This is a genomic window from Rhodococcus sp. PBTS 1 (assembly GCF_001620025.1).
GTDB classification, from domain to species: domain Bacteria; phylum Actinomycetota; class Actinomycetes; order Mycobacteriales; family Mycobacteriaceae; genus Rhodococcoides; species Rhodococcoides kroppenstedtii.
On the sequence record NZ_CP015219.1, the window covers coordinates 2,673,925 to 2,695,375 of the forward strand.

Below are 21,451 nucleotides of genomic sequence, written 5' to 3' on the forward strand. Positions count from 1 at the left end.
CCAGTATCGCCCGGGAGATCACACGAGACGAGGGTCCCCGCCCTCTCGATCGGACAGACAACGCAGACAACGCATTTCGGACGCGTCGTGTCGCAGCTCACATTGGCGCGATCGGCCGCAGCGGGCATACGTTTGCTTAGGTAACGACTTCTGGGAGGGGAAGACATGACCACCACCGCATCGCGCGTGACCACCGCCGCACCGGATCCGGCCGTCTCCGAGCGCCTCGCCGCGGCCGCGCCCGATCTGCACCGCATGATCGAGACGGTCATGACCGAGTACGCCGACCGCCCCGCCGCGGCCGAGCGCGTGCGGCGAGTGGTCACCGACGTGTCCGGACGACGCCGGACCGAACCGGTCGCGGACGTTGTGACCCTCACCTACGCCGACCTGTGGTCGCGCGCCGGCGCCGTGGCTCGCCACCTCGTCGACCACGTGGCGCCGGGGGGTGTTCTCGCCACCCTCGGCTTCGCGAGCAGCGACTACGTCGTCGCGGAGCTGGCGACGGTGCGGCTCGGCGCGGTGGCACTGCCGCTGCAGACCGGCGCGAGCGTCGACCGACTGGTCGACATCGCCGCCGAGGCCGGGCCGACGGCCCTGGTCGTCGACAGCGAGCACCTGCGCACCGCGGCCGCGCTGGCGACCCGATCCGACATCGCCGCCGTGGTCGTCATGAATCACGACGCCCGGGTGGCCGACGATCTCGACCGCCTGGCCGAGGCCCGCGCCGCCGTCCCCGACGGCGTCGAGGTCGTTCCCCTCGTCGACGTTCTCGGCCGCGCCGCGGGAGAGGACGCACCGACTGTCGACCTGCCGACCCTCACCCCCGATCCCGACCGACTCGCCGCCCTCGTCTACACCTCCGGCAGCACCGGAACTCCCAAAGGCGCCATGCACACCGACGCGCTCGTCGCTCGGCAGTGGGCGGCGAACCTGCTCGACGGCACCGGACCGTTCGGCGCACCCGACGCCGGGCCCGGCCCCGTGGTGGCACTCGACTACCTCCCGATGAGCCACCTCGCCGGCCGCGCGCTGGTCACCTCCACCCTGGCGGCGGGCGGCACCGTGCACTTCGCCGCGACGTCGGATCTGTCCACCCTGCTCGACGACTTCGCCCTCGCCCGGCCCACCACCGTCCTCCTGGTCCCCCGGGTGTGCGATCTGGTGCGGTCCGAAGCGGACGCTGCCGTCGACCGGCGCGCCCGCGAGACCGGGCGCACCGCCGACGAGGTGCGCGCGCAGGTGCACGCCGACCTGCGCGATCGTGTCTTCGGCGGCCGGGTTGCGTCCGCCGTGGTGGGCACCGCACCCGCCACGCCCGACGCCGTCGCGACCGTCTCCGACGTCCTCGGCGTGCCGGTCCACGACATGTACGGCTCGACCGAGGCCGGACACGTCCTGGTCGACGGCGTGCTGATGCGTCCCCCGGTACTCGACTACCGCCTCGAGGACGTGCCCGAACTCGGCTACTCCACCGCCGACCGGCCCCACCCGCGCGGCGAACTGCTCCTGCGGACCGCGTCCCTGACGCCCGGCTACTACCGCCGCGCCGACGCCACCGCCGGCGTGATGACCGACGACGGCTTCTACCGCACCGGCGACGTGTTCGCCGAGATCGGCCCGGACCGGTTGCAGTACGTGGACCGCCGCAAGAACGTGGTCAAGCTCGCCCAGGGCGAGTTCGTCGCCCTCTCCCACCTCGACGCCGTCTACGCCGCCTCCGACGCGGTGGACCAAATCCACGTCCACGGCGACGGCACCCGCTCGTACGTTCTCGCCGTCGTCGTTCCCGCCGCCGGACGTACTCCGCGTGACGTGATCACCTCGCTGCAGGAGATCGCCCGCCGCGAGGGGCTCGCGTCCTACGAGGTTCCCCGCGACGTCGTCGTCGCGGACGAGCCCTTCACCACCGCGAACGGACTGCTGTCCGGCGCCAACAAGCAACTGCGACCGGCCATCTCGGCCCGGTACGCCGACGCCCTCGAGGCGCGCTACCGGGAGATCGACGGTGGCGGCCGGGACCGTCTGCAGGCCCTGCGGAGCGACGTGGCGACCACCCCCACCGTCGACGTCGTGCGCCGCGCGGCGGCCGGGCAGCTCGGCCTCGCCGAGGAGGACGTGTCGGCGACGGATCGCTTCACCGACCTCGGCGGTGACTCGTTGTCGGCGGTGTCGTTCGGCGCGATCCTGCGCGACCTGTTCGACGTCGAGGTCCCGGTGACCGCCGTGGTGTCCCCGACGGCCGACCTCGCCGCCGTCGCCGAGTCCGTCGATCGTGCGCGGGCGACCGCCGAGTCCGGCGACACCGCGTCGACGCTCACGTTCGAGAGCGTCCACGGCACCGACCCGGACGAGGTCCTCGCCGACGACCTGACGCCGGAGCGCGTTCTCGGATCCGACTTCTCGGCCGCTGCGCGCAGAGCCGAGGGTCCGCGACAGGACGTCCGGACCGTCCTGGTGACCGGCGCGACCGGGTACCTGGGTCGGTTCCTGCTGCTCGACTGGCTCGACCGCATGGACGCCGTCGACGGTCGGGTGGTGACGCTCGTGCGGGCACGCTCGGTCGAGGACGCCCGCCGGCGGCTCGACGCCACCTTCGGGGCGACCGGCGATGCCCGTGGTGTCGAGGCGGGCGACCACGCGGTCGACCCGGAGCTGATGGACCGGTGGACCTCCCTGGCGGACCGCCGCCTCGACATCGAGGTCGGCGACGTCGCTCGCCCGCGTCTGGGGCTGTCCGACGAGCGGTGGGATCGACTGGCGCACGACGTGGACCACATCGTGCACCCCGCGGCCATGGTCAACCACGCGCTGCCGTACCGAGAGATGTTCTCCCCCAACGTCGGCGGTACCGCCGAGGTGATCCGCCTGGCGACGACCCACCACCTCAAGCCCGTCGACTATCTGTCCACCGTCGCGGTGGCCGCCGGCGTCGCCTCGCTCACCGAGGACGGTGACGTCCGGCTCGAGAGTCCCCGCCGGTCGCTGGGCGGCGAGTACGCGAACGGGTACGCCACGTCCAAGTGGGCGGGTGAGGTGTTGCTGCGCAACACCTTCGACGCGGTGGGTCTGCCCGTCACGGTCTTCCGGTCGAACATGATTCTCGCGCATCCGCGCTGGCGCGGTCAGGTCAACGTGCCGGACGTGTTCACCCGCACCCTCGCGTCCGTCGCGGCCTGCTCACTGGCACCGCGGACCTTCTACGCCGCATCGGGGGCCGAGCGGCCGCGGGCTCACTACGACGGACTACCGGTCGACTTCACGGCTGCCGCGATCGCGGAACTCGGCTCCCGCGACCGTCGGGACTTCCGGACGTACCACGTGGTCAACCCGCACCACGACGGCATCTCGTGGGACGTGGTGATCGACTGGCTCGAGGACGCGGGAGTGTCCGTGGAGCGGATCGACGACCACGACGAGTGGTACCGCCGGTTCCACGACGCGTTGAGCGCACTGCCCGAGCCGATGCGGTCGCACTCCGTGCTTCCCCTGATCCACGCCTACCGGGAGCCGACGCCGCCGCTCGACGGCTCCCCGATCCCGGCCGAGCGTTTCCGCGCCGCGGTTCGCGAGTCTCTCGCCCCGCGGTGGAGCGACATTCCGCACCTCGGACCGGATCTCGTCGCCAAGTACGTGCGAGACCTCGAGGCGCTGGACATCGTCGCGCTGCAGCGGGCCTGACCGGTCGGACAGCCGGGCACACTCAGCCTACGGAGCGGCCGAGCCCGATCAGCCGACGGAGCGGCGGCGCCCGATCAGCCGACGGAGCGGCGGCGCCGAGAGCGGAAGGCGTCGAGGCCGTTGCGGCGGGCGGCGCCCACCAGGGCCCGGACTCGCGAGTGACGCGGGTCCGGGTCCAGCCCGGCGCCCATGCGGTGCAGCTGATCGGTGTGCCACTGCAGGTCGAGCACGCCGTCCACCGTGCGCACCGCGCGGCGGGAGCCGAGGCCGCGCGGTACGGGTACCGACGTGTTCGCACTGGTCAGGGTCGACACCGTGCCGTCGAGCAGGCCGCGCGCGGCGTCGGGGTCGGTGGCGGTGGGTCGGCCGAGGCCGATGACGTCGCAGGCACCCGAGGCGAGGGCCGCATCCATCGCCGCCCGCGTGCGGAACCCACCCGTCACCGCCAACGGCACGGCCCCGGCCAGTTCGCGCACCGTCGCCGCGTACTCGAGGAAGTACGCCTCGCGAGCGACCGTCGATGCCGCCACGCCCTTGCCCACCATCGCCGGGGACTCGTAGCTGCCTCCGCTGATCTCGAGCAGGTCCAGACCCGATGTCGCCAGCATGGCGATCACCGCGCGGGACTCCCCCTCCTCGAACCCTCCACGTTGAAAGTCCGCCGAGTTCAGTTTGAGTCCCACGGCGAACGCCGGGCTCACGCGCTCGCGGACCCGGGCGACCACCTCGAGCAGGAACCGCGCACGGTTCTCGATCGAGCCACCCCACCTGTCCGTGCGGCGGTTGGTGTGCGGCGAGAGGAACTGCCCGATGAGGTAGCCGTGGGCACCGTGGATCTCGACGCCGTCGAACCCGGCGCGCTCGGCCACCGCGGCCGTCGTCGCGAAGCGCTCGACGATGTCGACGATCTCCTCGTCGGTCAGCGCCCGCGGCGCCGGAATGCCCGGGATGTCGAGGCCGACGGCCGAGGGCGCGACCGTGCGCCCCTCCGTGGTGACCGGATTCCCCTGTCGGCCGGGATGATTGATCTGCATCCAGACGGGGGTGCCGTGCGCTCCGGCCACCGCCGCCCAGGACCGCAAGGCGTCCAGATGCCGATCGTCCTCGACGGCGACGTTGCCGGGTTCCCCGAGGTAGCGTGCATCCACCATGACGTTGCCGGTGAGGATCAGACCGTACCCACCCGCACCCCAGCGTCGGTAGAGCCGCTCCAGCCGCTCGTCGGGCGCCCCGGTGGTCGCCGCGAGCGATTCGCTGAGCGCCGCCTTCATCGTGCGATTCGGCAGCACCGCGCCGCACGGCAGGGTCAGCGAGTCGGGCAGGGACACACGCTCGGGCAGGGCGGCGGACACGGGCGACCTCTTTCGGGCGGGGACGGGACGGAATGCGCTCAGTCGGTGGCCACGCCGTGCAGGACAATGTCGACGGCGGCGGCCACGACCTCGTCCGTCGGCGTCTCGCCGTACATGAGCACGGGGCAGATCACGGCGCCCGAGAACATGGCGACGGCCGCGTCCAGGCGGGTGCCACCGGCGACGCGTCCGAGCACCGTGCGTACCACCGACTCGCCGTCGGCGACGAGGCGCGTCCGCACGCGGGCGATGTCGTCCTCGGTCGCGCCCCAGTGCGCGAGGGCCAGCAGGATGCGATCGAGCCGGAGCGAGAGGACGGCGTCGCGGAAGACCGTCATCTCGCCGATCAGGTCGGCGCGCAGGTCGCCGGTGGGCGTGTGGTGCGGCATCTCCCCCAGCACGTCCAGGGCAAGCCCCAGGAGGTCGACGCGGGACGGCCAGTGGGTGTACAGCGTGGTCTTGGAGTAGCCGGCGACGCGGGCGACCGTCGCGTGGGTGACGGCGTCCCACCCCTCGGTGGTCAGGACCTCGAGGGCGGCGGCGGACACGTCGGCGCGGGTTCGCGCGACGCGGGCGTCCTCGGCGGAGGTTTGGTTTCGACGCCGATCGTCGATGCTGTGATCGTCGAGAGATCCGTCCACGCCGTTCGTCACCTCCCTCACCTGCTCGCCTCGTGAGAGACGAAGGTACGCGAATCCCCGACCGACGCCTGTTCGGCATTCTCAGTTGAACGGCTGGTTCAGTACTGTACTGTGAGTCACGATCAACCGACCGTGACTCGAACCGTTTCCACCCCACCACGTTTCGCGGCGCATCGGCGCCGCCGCGCAGGTGTCCTCCGGGGACCGGCGCGTCACCGAAGGAAGGTCCTCGATGTCCGCCATTCTGTTCGGCTCCATCAGCACGCTCGCCGACACGTCCGAACTCCAGCGCACCGCGTTCAACGACGCGTTCTCCCAGCACGGCCTCGACTGGTCCTGGTCGCGCGAGGACTACCGGTCCATGCTCGGATCCAACGGCGGCGCGCAGCGCATCGCCGACTACGCCGAGACCCGCGGAGAGGACGTCGACGCCGCCGCGGTGCACGCCACCAAGTCCGAGAAGTTCCGTAGCCTCCTGTCCGAGCGCGGCGCCACCGCGCGCCCCGGTGTCGCGGAGACCGTCGAGGCGGCTCGCGCCTCCGGCACCAAGCTCGGGTTCGTCACCACCACGTCGGCCGAGAACGTCGAGGCCGTGCTCTCGGCGCTGGCGCCGACGGTCGCCCGCGAACACTTCGACGTGGTGATCAGCGCCGACGACGCGCCGCAGGGCAAGCCGGACCCCGCGTCCTACCAGGTGGCGCTCGAGCGTCTCGGCGAGTCCGCGGACGACTGCGTCGCCGTCGAGGACAACGAGGGCGGCGTCGCGGCCGCCACGGCCGCCGGCATCACCGTCGTCGCCTTCCCCAACGAGAACACCGCCGACGGCACCTTCACCTCGGCCACCGAGAAGGTCGAGTCCTTGGACCCCGCCCGTCTCGAATCCCTGACATCGGCGCGATCCTAGGAGAATCAGCAGTGAGCAACATGCAGGCACAGGTCACCTCGAGCGACCGCAGCTTCCACGTCGAGGGATACGAGAAGATCGAATACGACCTCGTGTACGTCGACGGCGTCTTCGACACCGCGAACACCGAGCTGGCGGACAGCTACCGGCCCTACGGCCGCGTGCTGATGGTGGTCGACGAGTCGGTGCTGGAGCACTACGGCGACCGGATTCGCGCGTACTTCGACCACTTCGGCATCGACCTCACCGTCGTCGAGGTGCACATCGCCGAGACCGCGAAGTCCCTCGAGACGTTCGAGCGCATCGTCGGCGAGTTCGACTCGTTCGGGCTCGTCCGTACCGAGCCGGTGCTCGTGGTGGGCGGTGGCCTCACCACCGACGTCGCCGGATTCGCCTGTGCCAGCTACCGCCGCAACACGCCGTACATCCGCATCCCCACCACGCTGATCGGCCTGATCGACGCCTCCGTGTCCATCAAGGTCGCGGTCAACTACGGCAAGCACAAGAACCGTCTCGGCGCCTACCACGCGTCGCAGAAGGTGTTGCTGGACTTCGGTTTCCTCGCCACGCTGCCCGAGGACCAGGTCCGCAACGGCATGGCCGAGCTCATCAAGATCTCGGTGGTGGGCAACCTCGAGATCTTCGAGATGCTCGAGCAGCACGGACCCGATCTGCTGCGTACACGCTTCGGTCACGTCGACGGCACCCCGGAGCTGCGGGACGTCGCCCACCGCCTGACGTACCAGGCGATCGAGACCATGCTCGAACTCGAGGCCCCCAATCTGCACGAGATCGACCTCGACCGCGTCATCGCGTTCGGGCACACGTGGAGCCCCACACTGGAACTGACGCCGCCGGCGCCGTTCTTCCACGGACACGCCATCAACATCGACATGGCGCTCTCGACCACCATCGCCGAGCAGCGCGGCCACATCACGGCGGCGGATCGCGACCGCGTTCTCGGGGTCATGAGCAGCATCGGTCTGGCACTCGACTCGGACCACCTGACGCCCGAGCTGCTCACCGACGCCACCGCGTCGATCCTCAAGACGCGTGACGGCATCCTCCGTGCTGCAGTGCCCGCACCCATCGGCACCTGCGCGTTCCTCAACGATCTGGGCACCGACGAACTCACCGATGCCCTCACCCTGCACAAGAAGCTGTGCCTCGAGTACGACCGGGACGGCGACGGCGTGGACATGTACACCGCCGCCGAGGACGCCGTGGACGCGACCGCGGGCACCGGCGCTCGGGGTTCGGTCCGGCGTTCGTGACCGACGCGCCCCGGCCCGTCACCCCCGTCTCCCTCGTGGCCGCCGAGCTCACCGACCTCTGTCGGACGCTCGACGACGACACGGTGGGGGCGGAGGCGGCGGGCCGTCTGCGTCGGGTCCGGGACCTCGCAACCGGCCTGGACCCGTACCTCGACGCGATGACCACCCCGCCCTCGTCCGCGCTGGCCGACCTCGAGGAGCGGACGCGACGCCACGTCTGGTCCGAGGGCCCGCTGGAGCAGGAGATGCTCTCCGGCCACCTCGAGGGGTGGTTCCTGCGCTTCCTGGTCGGCATGACCGGCGCGCGGGACGTGCTGGAGATCGGCATGTTCACCGGATACTCCGCACTGGCCATGGCCGAGGAGCTTCCGGACGGCGGACGGGTGGTCGCCTGCGAGGTCGACGACAGCGTCGCCGACTTCGCGCGCGCGTGCTTCGCGGCCTCGCCCGTCGGCGATCGGATCGACGTCCGCGTCGGTCCGGCGGCCGACACGTTGGCCCGCGCCGCTCGGGCGGGCGAGTCGTTCGATCTGGTGTTCGTCGACGCCGACAAACCCGGCTACGCCCGGTACCTGGACCTGCTCCTCACCACCGATCTGCTGAGACCGGGCGGGCTGATCGCGGTGGACAACACGCTGCTGCAAGGCGAGCCCTACTGCGGTGCCACCACCCCGAACGGCCGCGCCATCGCGTCGTTCAACGAGGCCGTCGCCGCCGACCCGCGCCTCGAGCAGGTCCTGATCCCGCTGCGTGACGGGGTGACCCTGATCCGTCGTGCCCGCGTGCGAGAGCAGCCGTCGTGACCGGCGCGGCCCGGACGGTCGCGGTCCTCGCGGCGCTCACCCTCACCGCCCCGGTGGACCTGCTGATCGTTGCCGGCGCACGGGTGTTCGGCCGTCGCACCCCGCTCGCGCCGTCGTCACCGCAGGTGGCGCGCACCGTGCTGGTGAACGGCGGGAAGATGACGAAGTCGCTGCAGCTGGCCCGGTCCTTCCACGCTGCCGGACATCGGGTGGTGCTGGTGGAATCCGCGAAGTACCGGTGGACGGCACACCGCTTCTCGCGTGCGGTCGACGCGTTCCACGTCGTCCCGGAGGCGTCGGACCCCGGCTACGTCGACGCCCTCGTCCGCGTGGCACGCGCGGAGAACGTCGACGTGTTCGTCCCCGTGTCGTCCCCCGCGTCGTCCGTGCCCGACGCGGAGGCGGGCGCCGCCATGGGCCCGTCGGTGGACGTGGTCCACGCCGATCCGGAGACAATCCGACGAGTCGACGACAAGAACCGATTTGCCGACGCCGCACGGGAATTCGGGGTACGGGTGCCGGAATCCCATCGCCTCACCGACGCCGGGCAGATCGCCGAGATCGACCTTCCGCCGGGCCGGGACTTCGTGCTCAAGCGGATCGCCTACAACCCCGTCGGTCGGATGGATCTGACGCCGCTGCGCCGCGAGACCCCCGAGGCCAATCTCGCCTTCGCGCGTGGCCTGGGCATCTCCGAGGACGATCCGTGGATCCTGCAGGAGTTCGTCACCGGGCGCGAGTACTGCACGCACGGCACGGTGCGGAACGGGTCCCTTCAGGTGTACGGGTGCTGCGAATCCTCGGCGTTCCAGATCAACTACGCCATGGTCGACAAGCCCGACATCCTCGACTGGGTGGAGACGTTCGTCGCGAAACTCGGTGTCACCGGCCAGTTCTCGTTCGACTTCATCGAGAACGGGGACGGCGAGGTATTCGCGATCGAATGCAATCCGCGCACCCACTCCGCGATCACGATGTTCCACGACCACCCGGACGTCGCGGCGGCGTACCTCGGGTCCGAACGCGACGTGATCACCCCGCTCCCCTCGTCCCGCCCCACGTACTGGCTGTACCACGAGGTCTGGCGGCTGCTGACCGAACCGCGTCGTCTCTCCCGGCTCCGCACCATCGCACGCGGGCGGGACGCGGTGCTGACCGGATGGGATCCGTGGCCGTGGTTCCTTCTCCACCACCTGCACGTGCCGTCGCTGCTGCTGGCCAACCTGCGCTCCGGACGCGGGTGGAGCCGGATCGACTTCAACATCGGCAAGCTGGTCGAACAGGGCGGTGACTGACGTGGCCGCACCCCGGCGTGACCGCACCACGGTGCTGCATCTCGTCGGCTCCGCCGTGGACGAGTTCCATGCCGACCTCTCCCGCGTCTACGCGGCCGACGCGCTGCGCACGCTCGACGATCCCGCGCGGTTCCGCACGATCGTCGCGTCCGTCGACCCGGACCGGACGTGGCGCTTCGCCGAGGACATGGCGGGACTCGACGGCGCCACGCCGCTGCCCCTGTCCGACGCCGTGGCGCACATCGAGTCCCTGGGCGTCGACGTGATTCTCCCGCAGATGTTCTGTCTGCCGGGGATGACCACCTATCGCGCGCTGGCCGACCTCCTCGGAATCCCGTTGCTGGGCAACGGGGCCGACCTGATGGCCCTGACCGCGGACAAGGCGAGGACACGCGCCGTCGTCGCCGACGCCGGCGTTCCGGTACCCACGGGCCGAGTCCTCACCGCCACCGGCGAGCCCGAGGGGACGCGGCCGACTCCGCCGCTGCCGGCCGTCGTCAAACCGGCCGACTCCGACAACTCGGTCGGGGTCACCCTCGTGCGCACGCCGGAGGAGTTCGACGCCGCCGTGACCGAGGCCTCGCAGTTCTCCTCGCGTGTGCTGGTGGAGGACTACGTCGAGCTGGGCCGCGAAGTACGCTGCGGCGTGGTGGTTCTGGACGGGGAACCGGTGTGCCTGCCGCTCGAGGAGTACGCGGTCGACGCGGCCACGGCGCCCATCCGCACCCGCGAGGACAAGCTCCGGCGCTCGGACGACGGGGAGCTCTACCTCGCAGCGAAGACCGTCGACCGCGCGTGGATCGTGCCCACCGACGATCCGGTGACGGCCCGCGTCCACGACCTCGCCCTCCGCGCCCACGCGGCCCTCGGCTGCCGGTTCTACAGCCTGTTCGACTTCCGCATCGACCCCGAGGGCAACCCGTGGTTCCTCGAGGCGGGCCTCTACTGCTCCTACGCCCGCGGCAGCGTCGTGACCACCATGGCCGCGGCCGCGGGGATCGACGCCCGCACCCTGTTCGATCACGGACTGCGAGAGGTGGAGCGGCTCACCGGATCTCGCGTGCTCCGCCCCGACGACCACGCCGATCGGCCCGAGAAAGGAACCCCGTCATGAAGACCCACGCTCTCGACCCCGTGGGGGTGGACGTCAGCGACGCCCGCATCCAGGACCTCACCGACGACCGGATCGACGAGGTCCGCCACCTCGCGGCCGAACACGGCGTGGTGGTGTTCCGCGATCAGGAGATCGACGACACCGCCTTCGAGGAGTTCCTCCGACGTCTCGGCGCGCCGGTGTTCACGCAGGGCGAGACGCCGGTCGACGGTCACCCGGACCTCAACGTCATCACCAACGCCGGCCGAACCACCGCCCCGACGTCGACGTTCCACGTCGACACCAGTTACGTCGCCGACCCGCCCGCCTACACGGCGCTGCGGGCGGTCACGGTGCCCGAGTCCGGCGGACAGACGCTGTTCAGCAATCAGTACCGAGCCTGGGACACCCTGCCGGAGGACCTGCGTGCGGACCTGTCGACGCGGACGATGACGCACGTCGTCACCGGTCTCGACCTGCCGGACGACGCGGAGACGTCCGCCGAGCATCCCGTGGTGACGGTGCATCCGATCACGGGTCGGTCGTCGCTGTTCCTGTCCACGCCGAAGCGGTGCGCCGCGATCAGCGGGCTGTCGGCGGACGAGACCGCGGAGACCGTGGCGCGGCTCTACGAGCACTCGACGGCCGACGAGAACGTGCACCGTCATTCCTGGCGGCCCGGCGACGTCGTCCTGTGGGACAACCGGTGCGTCATGCACCGCGCGGACCACTCCGGTGTGGTCGGCGAGCGCACGATGCATCGGGGCATGGCCACCGACGGCCGCCTCACCGCAGCACCGCACGCCCCTCGCTGATCACCAGATCACGGAACGCGGCGGCCTGCGGCGGCAGGACGCGGTCGGACCAGACCATCCCGATCCGACGTTCGGCGTGGGCGTCCGACAACGGCAGATCGACGGTGTGCGCCTGCACCGGTTCCGACGGGCGGGCCTCGGGCGGAAGCACGCTGACGCCCAGCCCGGCACCGACCAGCCCCCGGACGGTGTGGATGTCCTGCCCCTGGAAGGCGATGGCGGGAGTACTTCCCGCAGCGCGCCACAGGACTTCGTGCACGGATCGAATGCCGTATCCGTGGGCCATCGTGACCCACGGCTCGTCCGCGACGTCGGTCACGGCGCGCGGAACGTCGGGGCGATCGGCGAGGCGGTGCCCGGCGGGAACCACCAGGACGAGACGTTCGGAGAACAGCTCGGTCGATCGGTCACGGTGCTCGTCGCCGAGCGCGACGAACGCGACGTCGCTCTCGCCTCGATCGAGTCGGGCCAGGCAACGATCACGGGCACCCTGGTCCAGCTCCACCGTGACACCCGAACGGTCCCGTCTGAACCGCTCGATCAGGCGGGGGACCACCCGCTCACCGAGGGTGTTCTGGAACGCGATGGCCACCCGCCCTCGCACACGCGCGTCCTCGTCGGCCATCGCCTCGAGGCCGGTCTCGATCTCGCGGACCGCGCGGGCGAGATAGGGCACCAGCACGTGACCGGCGGGCGTCAGCGCGATGCCACGGCCGCGCCGTTCGACCAGGTCGACCCCGAGCGCGGCGGCGGCGCGCGCGAGGTGGCGGCTCACGGTGGGTTGCGGAACCCCGAGGAGATGGGCGGCGTCGGTGACGTGTTCGGTCTCGGCGACGGCGAGCACCGTACGCACGAGCGGGAGGAGTGCATCGATCTCGGTCCTCATCGACCTCACCGTACGCGACTGAATGGGTTACCGAACATTCATGCATTGGACGTATGCGTCCGAGATACCTACCGTCGGTTGACGTGACCGAACGGACGACGCTCCCCCCGACCGCGGCGGATCGAGACCAGGACTGGGACGGGCACCCGCGGGGCTCGCGCGCCTACCGACGCGTCGTGGTCGCGCTGCTCGCGGCCGGTATCGCCACGTTCGCCCAGCTCTACTCGGTCCAGGGCATCCTCCCGCTGATCGCGTCCGATCTCGGCATCACCCCGTCGCAGTCGTCGCTGGCGGTCGGCTTCGCGACGGTCGGGGTCGCGGTCTCGGTGCTGCCCTGGTCCGTGGTCGCCGACCGCCTCGGCCGGGTTCGCGCGATGAGCCTGTCCGTCGTCGCCGCGACCGTGCTCGGACTGATCGTCCCCCTGTCCCCCTCGTTGCCGATGCTGCTCGGCGTCCGCTTCCTCGAGGGCATGGCTCTCGGCGGGTTGCCCGCCATCGCCATCGCCTACGTCTCGGAAGAAGTGCATCGGCGGCACACCGCGGTCGCCGCGGCCACCTACGTCTCCGGCACCACGATCGGGGGGCTCCTCGGCCGGGTGGTCGCCGCACCCATCGCCGAACACACCGACTGGCGTCTCGGCACTCTCACCGTCTCGGTCATGGCGGCGGCCGCGGCGGCGGCGTTCCTCGCGCTCGCGCCGCAACCGCGTCGTCCGCTTCCCGCCCGCGACGACGACACCCGACTGCGGGACAAGATCCGCGCCAACCTGGCCGACCGCGGCATGCTCGCGCTCTACGGGCAGGCGTTCCTGCTCATGGGCGGATTCGTCACCGTCTACAACTACCTCGGGTTCCGGCTCGAGGCGCCGCCGTTCGGACTTCCCCAGTCGGTCATCGGCCTGCTCTTCGTGGCCTACCTGTCCGGCACGGTGTCCTCACGGGTCGCCGGGCAACTCGCCGGTCGCCTCGGGCGACGCGCGGTGCTCGCGGGATCCACGGCCGTCATGATCGCCGGTGTCGCCCTCACCGCGGCGTCCTCGCTCGCGGTGATCCTCTCCGGGCTCGTCGTGTTCACCGTCGGCTTCTTCGCCGCGCACGCCATCGCGTCGGGCTGGACGGGCCACCGCGCCACGGTGGGCCGCGCCCAGTCCGGGTCGCTCTACAACCTCTTCTACTACGCCGGCTCGTCGGTGATCGGGTGGACCGGCGGCCTGGTGTTCCAAACCGCCGGCTGGACCCCGATGGCCCTGTACGTCGCCGCCCTCGCCGTGATCGCGGCAGGGTGGGCGGCGGTGGCGCTGCGCGCCGATCGCTCCTGAATCAGGACCGCCCGGGTTCGTCGCCCACCAGGTCGAGGGCCGCGCGCACGACGGAATCGGTGTCGATGCCGTGCCAGCGGTAGACCTCGTCGAGCGAGCCGACCTGACCGAACCGGCTGACGCCCAGCGAGATCGACTCGACGCGGTTGACGGTCGCGAGGAAGGCCAGCGTGTGCGGGTGCCCGTCGAGCACGGTCACCATCGGCACGGCGCGCTCCGCCGGGAACACCCGATCGAGAATCCAGGACGATCCGTCCTGCACACCTCGGCGGGCCTGCACCGCCTCGAACAGCAGGCCGGGGCTCGTGACGCAGACGACGTCGGCGTCGATGCCGAGACCGGCCAAGCGATCCGCGGCCGCGAGCGTCTCGGTCATGAGGGCGCCCATGCCCACCAGGGTGACCGCCGGGCGCTCGGCTCGGCGCAGTAGATACGCACCCGCCACGACGTGCCGCCGTCGGCGCTCGCGGGCGGCCGGATCCGTCGGCACCGCGGCGAGCGACTGGTCCACCGGACGGGTCGACAGACGGAGGTACGACGAGGTGCCGTCGGGACGGCCGAGCTGCGCCATCGAGGCGAGCAGCGTCCATTCCACGTCGACGGCGAAGGCCGGCTCCCAGGACACGCACCCGGGCTGCTCCAGGCCGACGGACGGGGTCGTGATGGACTGGTGCGCACCACCTTCGGCGGCGAGGGTGACGCCGGACGGCGTGCCCACCAGAATCGACTGACCACCGGCGTAGATGCCGTAGGACCAGGGTTCGAGGGCTCGCTCGACGAACGGGTCGTACAGCACGCCGATGGGGAACAGCGGCTGACCCCACCGGCTCCACGTGGCGCCGAGCTCACCGATCAACCCCACCAGGTTGGTCTCGGCGATGCCGAGTTCCATGTGCTGACCGGTCGGCTTCTCCCGCCAGTGCATGATCGTCTCGGGGTCGTCGGCGAACCAGTCCTGGCGCTCCTGCGGCGACCACACCCCCACCTTGTTGAGCCAGCCCGCGAGGTTGGTGGTGCTGCTGACGTCGGGACTCACGGTCACCACCCGCGCCGCCGCGTCCGGCGCGGAGCGGGTCAGGTCGAGCAACACCCGACCGAGCGCCGCCTGCGTCGTCGACGTTCCCGCCGGGGTACGACCGAAGTCCGCCGGCACGGTCGGCGGGGCCGCGGCGGATACCGCCGTCCGTCGCAGTCGACCGGCGGTGTCGGCACACAGCCGCCCGGCGCCGGAGTCGGCGTCGGGGCGCGTCCAGGGATTCTGCGGGTCCCGGCCGAGCTCCGCCGCGAGATCCTCGAACTGCTCGACGGTGAGCAGCGCCGAGTGGTTCTGCGGGTGCCCCTCGGTCGGGAGGCGGTGGCCCTTGATGGTGTAGGCGATGATCACCGTCGGGCGGGTGTCGTCGATCGCGTGGAAGGCGTTCCGCAACGCGTCGAGATCGTGGCCACCGAGGTTGCGGAACGCCCGCACCAGCTCGGCGTCGTCCACGTCCGCGACCAGCGCCGAGATAGCCTCGCCGTCGGCGCCCTCGCCGGGCAGTCGGGAGCGCAGTTCGTCGGCGTCGCACCGCAGGAGACGCTGGTACTCGGGATTGGACATGCCGACGATGCGGCGGCGCAGGGCGTCGCCGCCGGGGCGGGTGAACAGCGCCTCGAGCAGCGCGCCGAACGCCACGGTGAGCACCTGCCACCCCGCGGCCCCGAACATCGCTTCCAGGCGCCCGGCGGCGATGTTGGGCACCACTCGGTCCAGCGACTGTCGGTTGAGGTCGACGATCCACACGATCTCGCCCAGCTCGGCCACGGCCGGGTCGAGAATGGCTTCCCAGACCGCGCCCTCGTCCAGTTCCGCGTCGCCGACCAGCGAGTACTGACGGCCGGTCGCGGGCACGTCGTGGCTCACGGTGTCCGGTCCGCCGAACGCGGTGTCGACGTAGCGCCGCGCCATGGCGCCCCAGATCGGTGCGGTGGCACCGATGCCGACCGAGCCCGTGGAGTAGTCCACCGGATCGGGGTCCTTCGCCCGGCTCGGGTAGGACTGCAGCCCGCCGAACTCGCGCAGCGTGGTCAGGTAGCGCTGGTCGAGCTCACCGAGCAGGTAGTTGATCGCGTGCAGGACAGGCGACGCGTGGGGCTTGACCGAGACGCGGTCCTCGGGGCGCAGCTGCTCGAACCACAGCTCGGTCATGATGGTCACCAACGACGCGCTGGACGCCTGGTGGCCGCCGACTTTCATGCCCGAGGGATTCGGACGAACCCGGTTGGCGTGGTGGATCATCGCGGTGGCGATCCACAGCACGGAGTCCTCGACGTCCCGCAGCACGTCGCGCTCGGGCGAGGCCACCCCCGGCCGCGCCCGCACCTCGATCGCGCTGCTCGCGTCCGTCGTGTCCATCGTGTCCGTCATCCCAACCCCCTGATCGTGTACGGCCTGCGCAGAACGCAATCCTCAGTCGATCATTACCGGCCAGTAGGAACAACAGTGCGCGCAACGATTGCGCAGAATGACACACACTGCCGTGGCCCCCGACGGGAAACCACGGCAGTGTGCGCAAGAGGAACGGTTCTCACTCGACCGTCATCTCGCCCATCTCGTTCCACCCGGTGGCCTCGATGGACTCGCTGATGATCTTCGGCGTCGACGCCAGCGCCTTCGGCAGCTCCTCGGTCGCCTTCCGGAAGTGATCGCTGTTCACGTGTGCACCCCCGGCCTCACCATCGCGGAAGGCCTCCACGAGCACGTAGGTGTTCGGCTCCTCGAGACTTTTCGACCACTCGAACCACAGGCAGCCCTCCTCGGCGCGGGTGGCCGCGGTGAATTCGGCAACGTGGTCCGGCCAACGGTCGGTCCAGTCGGGCTTGGTGGTGAACTTGACGACGATGAAGATCACGGGGCGCTCCTGTGGGGTCGGTGTCCGAGCTGTTCTCGACTGAAGGGGATTCGCGGCCGGCGTGACGCTCGGCCGAGTCGGTCACGGTGTGAGAATGGCCCGGCCGCGGACCCGGCCGGCGTCGAGATCGTCGATGGCGGACTGAAAATCGTCGAGGGCGTATTTCGCCGTGTGCAGCACCACCGCGCCGCGCGCAGCGAGTGCCATGAGGTCGCACAGGTCGTTGTAGGACCCGACCAGGTTACCGACGATGTTCAGCTCGGCCGAGACGATGTCGATGGTGGGGACGTCGATGTTCTCGCCGTAGCCGACGACGTAGTAGTCGCCCGCCTGCCGCAGCATCGCGACACCCTCGGCGGTCGCTCCGCCCTCGCCGACGAAGTCGATCACCACCTCGGCGCCGACACCGCCGGTGAGGTCACGCACGGCCTCCACCTGGCCGCCGTCCGCCACGACGCCGTGGTGCGCGCCGATGGTCTCGGCCAACGCCACCGCGTCCGGGTTCCGGTCGACCACCACGATCTCGGCGGGGGTGAGCGCCGTCAACACCTGAATCCCGATGTGCCCCAGTCCACCGGCCCCGATCACGACCACACGGTCCCGCGGAGTCAGAGTGCGCGAGGCCTTGGCGACGGCGTGGTACGCGGTCAGTCCGGCGTCCGCGAGGGCGGCGACGTCGGCGGGTTCGAGCGAGTCGTCGATCTTCACGACGCTGCGTGCCGACGTCCTGAGATATTCCGCGTACCCGCCGTGGGTGTCGATGCCCGGGAACTGGTTCTGCTCGCAGTGGACGTCGTCACCGGATCGGCAGGCGCGGCAGAAACCGCAGGTGATGAGCGGGTGCACGATCACTTTGTCGCCCTCGGCCACGGTCGTGACCGCGGACCCCACCGCGTGTACCCACCCGGCGTTCTCGTGACCGATGGTGTACGGCAGCGTCACCTGCGATTTCTCCGCCCACTGCCCCTCGAGGATGTGCAGATCGGTCCGGCAGACACCGGCCCCGCCGATCCGGACGATCACGTCGAACGGGCCCGTCGGCTCGGGTACGGGCAACTCCGTCATCTGCAGTTTCTCGTGGTAGCCCACGACCTGTACGGCGCGCATCGAGCTCATGGTGTGGTGTGTCCTCTCGGGAGTGAGGCCTGAGTCAGGCCGAGATGGTGGTGCGGTCGGGGTCGTCGTACCGCGTCCGAAGCAGGCCACGGCAGAAATGCGCATTCCCTTCGATCGAAATGCGGGTGGAACGCGCGCGGCGCAGAGCCAGTTGAACGTCGAGGCCGACGTAGCCCGCGCCCAGGTGGTCGACCATGACCGGTGCGTCGGGGCGGGTCGAGAGGCCGATAGCCGACCGTCGGTCCAGCAGTTCGTCCGTGGTGCGCCCCGGCGGCAGATCACCGAGGACGACGGTGGCCATCTCCTGCGGACTGCGCCACGGGTGCGCCGCCATCAGGGCGGTCAGGCTGCGTTCCATCGCCGCCACGTGCGCCTTGCGTCGGAAGATCGTTCGCAGCTCCTCCAAGTCGTCCTCGGCTTCGTGACCGAACGTTCCGCGGTAGCCCGCGTCCGTCGCGAGGCCGGCGTTGATGATCGCCGAATCGTGGTGGTCGTCGAGCGCGACCGACACCGACCGTGTCCAATCCAGCTCCGACAGAGCCGTCTTCGCGTCCGACGCCATGAGGTAGGCGAAGTTCGGCGCACAGAAGGACGTGGGGAGGCGCAGGTGGACGGCAACGTCGCCGTCGTCGGATACCGCCAACGACGCCACGAAGTCGAGATCGGTCACGGGCTCGTCGAGTTCGGGGTCGATCACCGTGTCCAGCGCCCGCCACACGTCCGCCCGGCGAGAGTCCGTGCGCGGGGAGTTCGCGGTCATGCGCCCACCAGGTCGTCGGCGACGCGATCCGCGCCGCGGGGGCCTGTCGCGGTCTCGTCCGCGTCGGCGACCCGCAGATGGGCCGGCACCTCGATGTCGTACATCGCAGCCGCGTTCAGCCCCAGGATCTTGCGCTTCTGGTTCTCGGTCAGCGCCGGGTACTCGGTGAGCTCCGCGGGGATCTCGAAGTCGACGAAGCTCTCGACCAGCCATCGGGGCGTCCACAGGGCGTAGTCGCTGGAGAACTGGATGCGGTCCTCCCCCACCCAGTAGAGCAGCTCGCCGAGAATCTGCCCGAAGTACTTGGGGCGGGTGAACATGAAGGGCATCGCCACGGCGAGACCGGCGTGCACGTTCGGCTCCTGGGTGGCGATCCAGCAGAAGTCTTCGAGGCGGGGCAGACCGCAGTGCTCGACGACGAAGTTCAGATCGGTGAAGTCGGTGGCGATGTGGTCGACGTCCGCGACGTCGAAGGCGTCCCGGTCGAGCGGTCGGATGGTCGGGCCCTTGTGCACGTGGATGTTGCGGATGCCGACCTCCCGGCACACCTCGAGGTAGCGGCGGGTCCAGTCGTCGTCGAGCTTGTATCCGCGGGAGTCGCCGTGCCATTCGGCGGTGTAGAGCTTGACGCCCTTCAGGCCGAACCGTTCCGCATCCGCGCGGAGCTGGTCCAACCCGGCCTCCCCGTTGCGGGGATCGAAATTGTGGTTGTAGGTCAGCTTGCCGGGGTTGGCCTGCGTGAGTGCCCACGCCTCCTCGGTCTGCCCGAAACCGTCGACGTAGAACTCCCCGAGCCGAGCCGGCTGGAAGATCGCGTGATCGACGTAGCCGTCTTCGAACAGGTCCTTCATGAACCGCTCACCGCCCTGGTACAGGTACTCCTCGTACGTCCAGAGCTCGCTGTCCGGCGACAGATTGCGGTGATAGTCGTAGAAGCAGTCGATGAACTGCTTTCCGTGGACGTTGCGTTGGTTCTCCGGTCGCGCGTCCCACAGCGCCACATGCGCGTCGACGATGAAGTAGCTGGTGCCGTCCTTGGTGTACATCCGGGCTTCCCTTCCCGTGTGACTGTCGCCACACCTTCGGGTGCACACGCTAGGAGCCCCCCGCACCCGTCGACAGGCCGTCGGCGTCTCACATTGAGACGGCTCGGAATGCGCGGAACTGTAATGTGGGTCACATGCAGGTAGGGGCATACGACGGGGAGCGGGACGCTGTCGGCGCACCCGTCCCACCGCGTGTGCGGGCGTCCTGGGAACGAAGCCAGTCGTACGGCATCCCGGTGGACGCAGTCGAACCGACGTTCACGGGAACCCGATCTCCCGGATCGCTCTTCCACGAGTGCGGCGACGCCGTCCTCGCGGACCTGCACCGGTCGATGACCACCGAGCCCGTCGGGATGATGCTCACCGACGCCCACGGCGTCGTCATCACCCGCCTCAGCGGCGATCGGGCGCTCCTCCGCGCGCTCGACGCGGTCCACCTCGCCCCCGGGTTCGGCTACTCCGAACGCGAGGTGGGCACCAACGGCCTCGGACTCGCGCTCGCCGACCACGCGCCCACCCTGGTCCGCGCGGAGCAGCACTACTCCCGCACACTGTCCGGATTCACCTGCGCCGCAGCCCCGGTCGTCGATCCGGCGACTGGCCGACTCGACGGCGCCGTCAACCTGACCACGTGGTCTCGGTCCTCCAGCGAGTTGCTGCTCACCCTGGCCCGGGCCGCCGCCGGCACCATCGCGGCGACCATGCTGAGCCGCGGCTCGTCCGGACCGGCTCCCACCCGACCACGTCGCTCGCTCTTCCGCGTCGACCACGGACTCGGCCGCGCCACCGAAAATCTCGGATCCGATTGGACGGCAACCGTCACCGCCACCCGAGCAGCACTGATCGCCGGCCGCGTCGTGGCCGTCGTGGGCGAACCGGGCACCGGACGCGCCACCGCCGCCGAGATCGCGGCCCGGCGCGCCTGGCCCGATCACCGCGTCCTCACCGCGGGCGCACCCGATCCGGACGACGCCGAGTCCTGGTTGTCACTGTGGGATTTCGAGGCCGGACGGGCGGACACCGTCGTCGTCGTCCGCGATGTGGACGCCCTGCCCACGTACGTTGCGGACCGCCTCGCGGCGGTTCTGCTCACCGGTCCCGGAGCCACGATGCCGGTGGTCGTCACGGCGGAGAACCTCGCTGCAATACCGGCCGCGTTCACGACGGCGATCACCGCGGCCGTGCCGCTCTCACCGCTGCGCGAGCGACCCGGCGACGTCGCGCCCCTGGCCCACCGAATCGCGCACGGCGTCCGCGGACGCGACGTCGCCTTCACGGCGGCGGCGATCCGGGTGCTGCAGCAGTTCTCCTGGCCGCAGAACTGCGCCCACCTCCGCCGCGTCGTCGAGGACGTGGTCCGCCGGGTGGACGTCGTCGACGTTCCCGCCCTCCCGGCCGAGCTCGTCGTCGACTCCGGCGGTCGCCGACTGTCGACCATCGAGGCGTTCGAGCGCCGCGAGATCGTGCGAGTCCTGGCCGACGGAGCCACGATGGCCGCCGCGGCCGAGCGACTCGGCATGAGCCGCGCGACGCTCTACCGGAAGATCAAGTACTACCGGATCCCCGCACGCTGACCCC

General features: G+C 70.5%; 17 protein-coding genes. 9 read left to right on the plus strand and 8 right to left on the minus strand.

Going from position 1 to position 21,451, the window contains the following annotated elements:
- Positions 1 to 165: 165 nt before the first annotated feature.
- Positions 166 to 3,681, plus strand: coding sequence for a carboxylic acid reductase (car, locus tag A3Q40_RS12090; protein WP_069972947.1), 3,516 nt, complete (start codon positions 166 to 168; stop codon positions 3,679 to 3,681).
- 74 nt (positions 3,682 to 3,755) lie between these two features.
- Here car and A3Q40_RS12095 read toward each other — a convergent pair whose 3' ends face one another.
- Positions 3,756 to 5,033 carry an NADH:flavin oxidoreductase/NADH oxidase family protein gene (locus A3Q40_RS12095; RefSeq protein WP_235606288.1) on the minus strand — a complete coding sequence of 426 codons (1,278 nt, stop codon included), beginning with the start codon at positions 5,031 to 5,033 and terminating at the stop codon, positions 3,756 to 3,758.
- A 38-nt stretch (positions 5,034 to 5,071) separates the two neighbouring features.
- Positions 5,072 to 5,686, minus strand: coding sequence for a TetR/AcrR family transcriptional regulator (locus A3Q40_RS12100; protein ID WP_068102496.1), 615 nt, complete (start codon positions 5,684 to 5,686; stop codon positions 5,072 to 5,074).
- 220 nt (positions 5,687 to 5,906) lie between these two features.
- Between A3Q40_RS12100 and A3Q40_RS12105 the strand changes: the two genes are divergently transcribed.
- Genes A3Q40_RS12105 through A3Q40_RS12130 form a run of 6 tightly spaced genes read left to right on the plus strand, consistent with a single transcriptional unit; the run spans position 5,907 to position 11,858 of the window.
- Positions 5,907 to 6,578 carry an HAD family hydrolase gene (locus A3Q40_RS12105; RefSeq protein WP_068102498.1) on the plus strand — a complete coding sequence of 224 codons (672 nt, stop codon included), beginning with the start codon at positions 5,907 to 5,909 and terminating at the stop codon, positions 6,576 to 6,578.
- A gap of 20 nt (positions 6,579 to 6,598) precedes the next feature.
- A complete protein-coding gene (locus A3Q40_RS12110; protein WP_235606593.1) occupies positions 6,599 to 7,852 on the plus strand; it encodes a sedoheptulose 7-phosphate cyclase in 1,254 nt (417 codons plus the stop codon).
- Positions 7,849 to 8,655 (plus strand): O-methyltransferase, encoded by an 807-nt coding sequence (locus tag A3Q40_RS12115; protein ID WP_068102503.1) that lies wholly within the window; start codon positions 7,849 to 7,851, stop codon positions 8,653 to 8,655. Before A3Q40_RS12110 ends, A3Q40_RS12115 begins: the two co-directional genes overlap by 4 nt.
- Positions 8,652 to 9,950 (plus strand): ATP-grasp enzyme, encoded by a 1,299-nt coding sequence (locus A3Q40_RS12120; protein ID WP_068102505.1) that lies wholly within the window; start codon positions 8,652 to 8,654, stop codon positions 9,948 to 9,950. Before A3Q40_RS12115 ends, A3Q40_RS12120 begins: the two co-directional genes overlap by 4 nt.
- Position 9,951: 1 nt before the next feature.
- On the plus strand, positions 9,952 to 11,064 hold the full coding sequence (locus A3Q40_RS12125) for a D-alanine--D-alanine ligase family protein (protein WP_201132853.1): 1,113 nt from the start codon (positions 9,952 to 9,954) through the stop codon (positions 11,062 to 11,064).
- Positions 11,061 to 11,858 (plus strand): TauD/TfdA dioxygenase family protein, encoded by a 798-nt coding sequence (locus tag A3Q40_RS12130; protein ID WP_068102506.1) that lies wholly within the window; start codon positions 11,061 to 11,063, stop codon positions 11,856 to 11,858. The genes A3Q40_RS12125 and A3Q40_RS12130 overlap by 4 nt, the downstream gene beginning before the upstream one ends.
- Here the strand turns inward: A3Q40_RS12130 and A3Q40_RS12135 are convergent.
- Positions 11,830 to 12,744 carry a LysR family transcriptional regulator gene (locus tag A3Q40_RS12135; protein ID WP_068102508.1) on the minus strand — a complete coding sequence of 305 codons (915 nt, stop codon included), beginning with the start codon at positions 12,742 to 12,744 and terminating at the stop codon, positions 11,830 to 11,832. The two genes, A3Q40_RS12130 and A3Q40_RS12135, sit on opposite strands and share 29 nt — an antisense overlap.
- An 83-nt stretch (positions 12,745 to 12,827) precedes the next feature.
- Here A3Q40_RS12135 and A3Q40_RS12140 point away from each other — a divergent pair, with 83 nt between their 5' ends.
- On the plus strand, positions 12,828 to 14,063 hold the full coding sequence (locus A3Q40_RS12140; protein ID WP_068102510.1) for an MFS transporter: 1,236 nt from the start codon (positions 12,828 to 12,830) through the stop codon (positions 14,061 to 14,063).
- Between the two features lies 1 nt (position 14,064).
- Here the strand turns inward: A3Q40_RS12140 and A3Q40_RS12145 are convergent, their stop codons facing one another.
- From A3Q40_RS12145 to A3Q40_RS12165, 5 genes are all read right to left on the minus strand, one after another.
- Positions 14,065 to 16,455 carry a transketolase-like TK C-terminal-containing protein gene (locus A3Q40_RS12145; RefSeq protein ID WP_235606594.1) on the minus strand — a complete coding sequence of 797 codons (2,391 nt, stop codon included), beginning with the start codon at positions 16,453 to 16,455 and terminating at the stop codon, positions 14,065 to 14,067.
- Between the two features lie 172 nt (positions 16,456 to 16,627).
- On the minus strand, positions 16,628 to 16,951 hold the full coding sequence (locus tag A3Q40_RS12150; protein WP_068102514.1) for a putative quinol monooxygenase: 324 nt from the start codon (positions 16,949 to 16,951) through the stop codon (positions 16,628 to 16,630).
- Between the two features lie 81 nt (positions 16,952 to 17,032).
- On the minus strand, positions 17,033 to 18,058 hold the full coding sequence (locus tag A3Q40_RS12155) for an NAD(P)-dependent alcohol dehydrogenase (RefSeq protein WP_068106108.1): 1,026 nt from the start codon (positions 18,056 to 18,058) through the stop codon (positions 17,033 to 17,035).
- Between the two features lie 43 nt (positions 18,059 to 18,101).
- A complete protein-coding gene (locus A3Q40_RS12160; RefSeq protein WP_068102516.1) occupies positions 18,102 to 18,827 on the minus strand; it encodes an iron-sulfur cluster assembly protein in 726 nt (241 codons plus the stop codon).
- Positions 18,824 to 19,873 carry an amidohydrolase family protein gene (locus tag A3Q40_RS12165; protein ID WP_068102518.1) on the minus strand — a complete coding sequence of 350 codons (1,050 nt, stop codon included), beginning with the start codon at positions 19,871 to 19,873 and terminating at the stop codon, positions 18,824 to 18,826. The genes A3Q40_RS12160 and A3Q40_RS12165 overlap by 4 nt, the downstream gene beginning before the upstream one ends.
- A 134-nt stretch (positions 19,874 to 20,007) precedes the next feature.
- Between A3Q40_RS12165 and A3Q40_RS12170 the strand changes: the two genes are divergently transcribed.
- Positions 20,008 to 21,447, plus strand: coding sequence for a helix-turn-helix domain-containing protein (locus A3Q40_RS12170; RefSeq protein WP_068102520.1), 1,440 nt, complete (start codon positions 20,008 to 20,010; stop codon positions 21,445 to 21,447).
- The last annotated feature ends 4 nt before the right edge of the window (positions 21,448 to 21,451 follow it).

Excerpts from the sequence above, each read along its gene's own strand:
- car (WP_069972947.1), top strand. The coding sequence starts at position 166 with ATGACCACCACCGCATCGCGCGTGACCACCGCCGCACCGGATCCGGCC.
- A3Q40_RS12105 (WP_068102498.1), top strand. The coding sequence starts at position 5,907 with ATGTCCGCCATTCTGTTCGGCTCCATCAGCACGCTCGCCGACACGTCC.
- A3Q40_RS12110 (WP_235606593.1), top strand. The coding sequence starts at position 6,599 with ATGCAGGCACAGGTCACCTCGAGCGACCGCAGCTTCCACGTCGAGGGA.
- A3Q40_RS12130 (WP_068102506.1), top strand. The coding sequence starts at position 11,061 with ATGAAGACCCACGCTCTCGACCCCGTGGGGGTGGACGTCAGCGACGCC.
- A3Q40_RS12135 (WP_068102508.1), bottom strand. The coding sequence starts at position 12,744 with ATGAGGACCGAGATCGATGCACTCCTCCCGCTCGTGCGTACGGTGCTC.
- A3Q40_RS12145 (WP_235606594.1), bottom strand. The coding sequence starts at position 16,455 with ATGGACACGACGGACGCGAGCAGCGCGATCGAGGTGCGGGCGCGGCCG.
- A3Q40_RS12155 (WP_068106108.1), bottom strand. The coding sequence starts at position 18,058 with ATGCGCGCCGTACAGGTCGTGGGCTACCACGAGAAACTGCAGATGACG.
- A3Q40_RS12160 (WP_068102516.1), bottom strand. The coding sequence starts at position 18,827 with ATGACCGCGAACTCCCCGCGCACGGACTCTCGCCGGGCGGACGTGTGG.
- A3Q40_RS12165 (WP_068102518.1), bottom strand. The coding sequence starts at position 19,873 with ATGTACACCAAGGACGGCACCAGCTACTTCATCGTCGACGCGCATGTG.
- A3Q40_RS12170 (WP_068102520.1), top strand. The coding sequence starts at position 20,008 with ATGCAGGTAGGGGCATACGACGGGGAGCGGGACGCTGTCGGCGCACCC.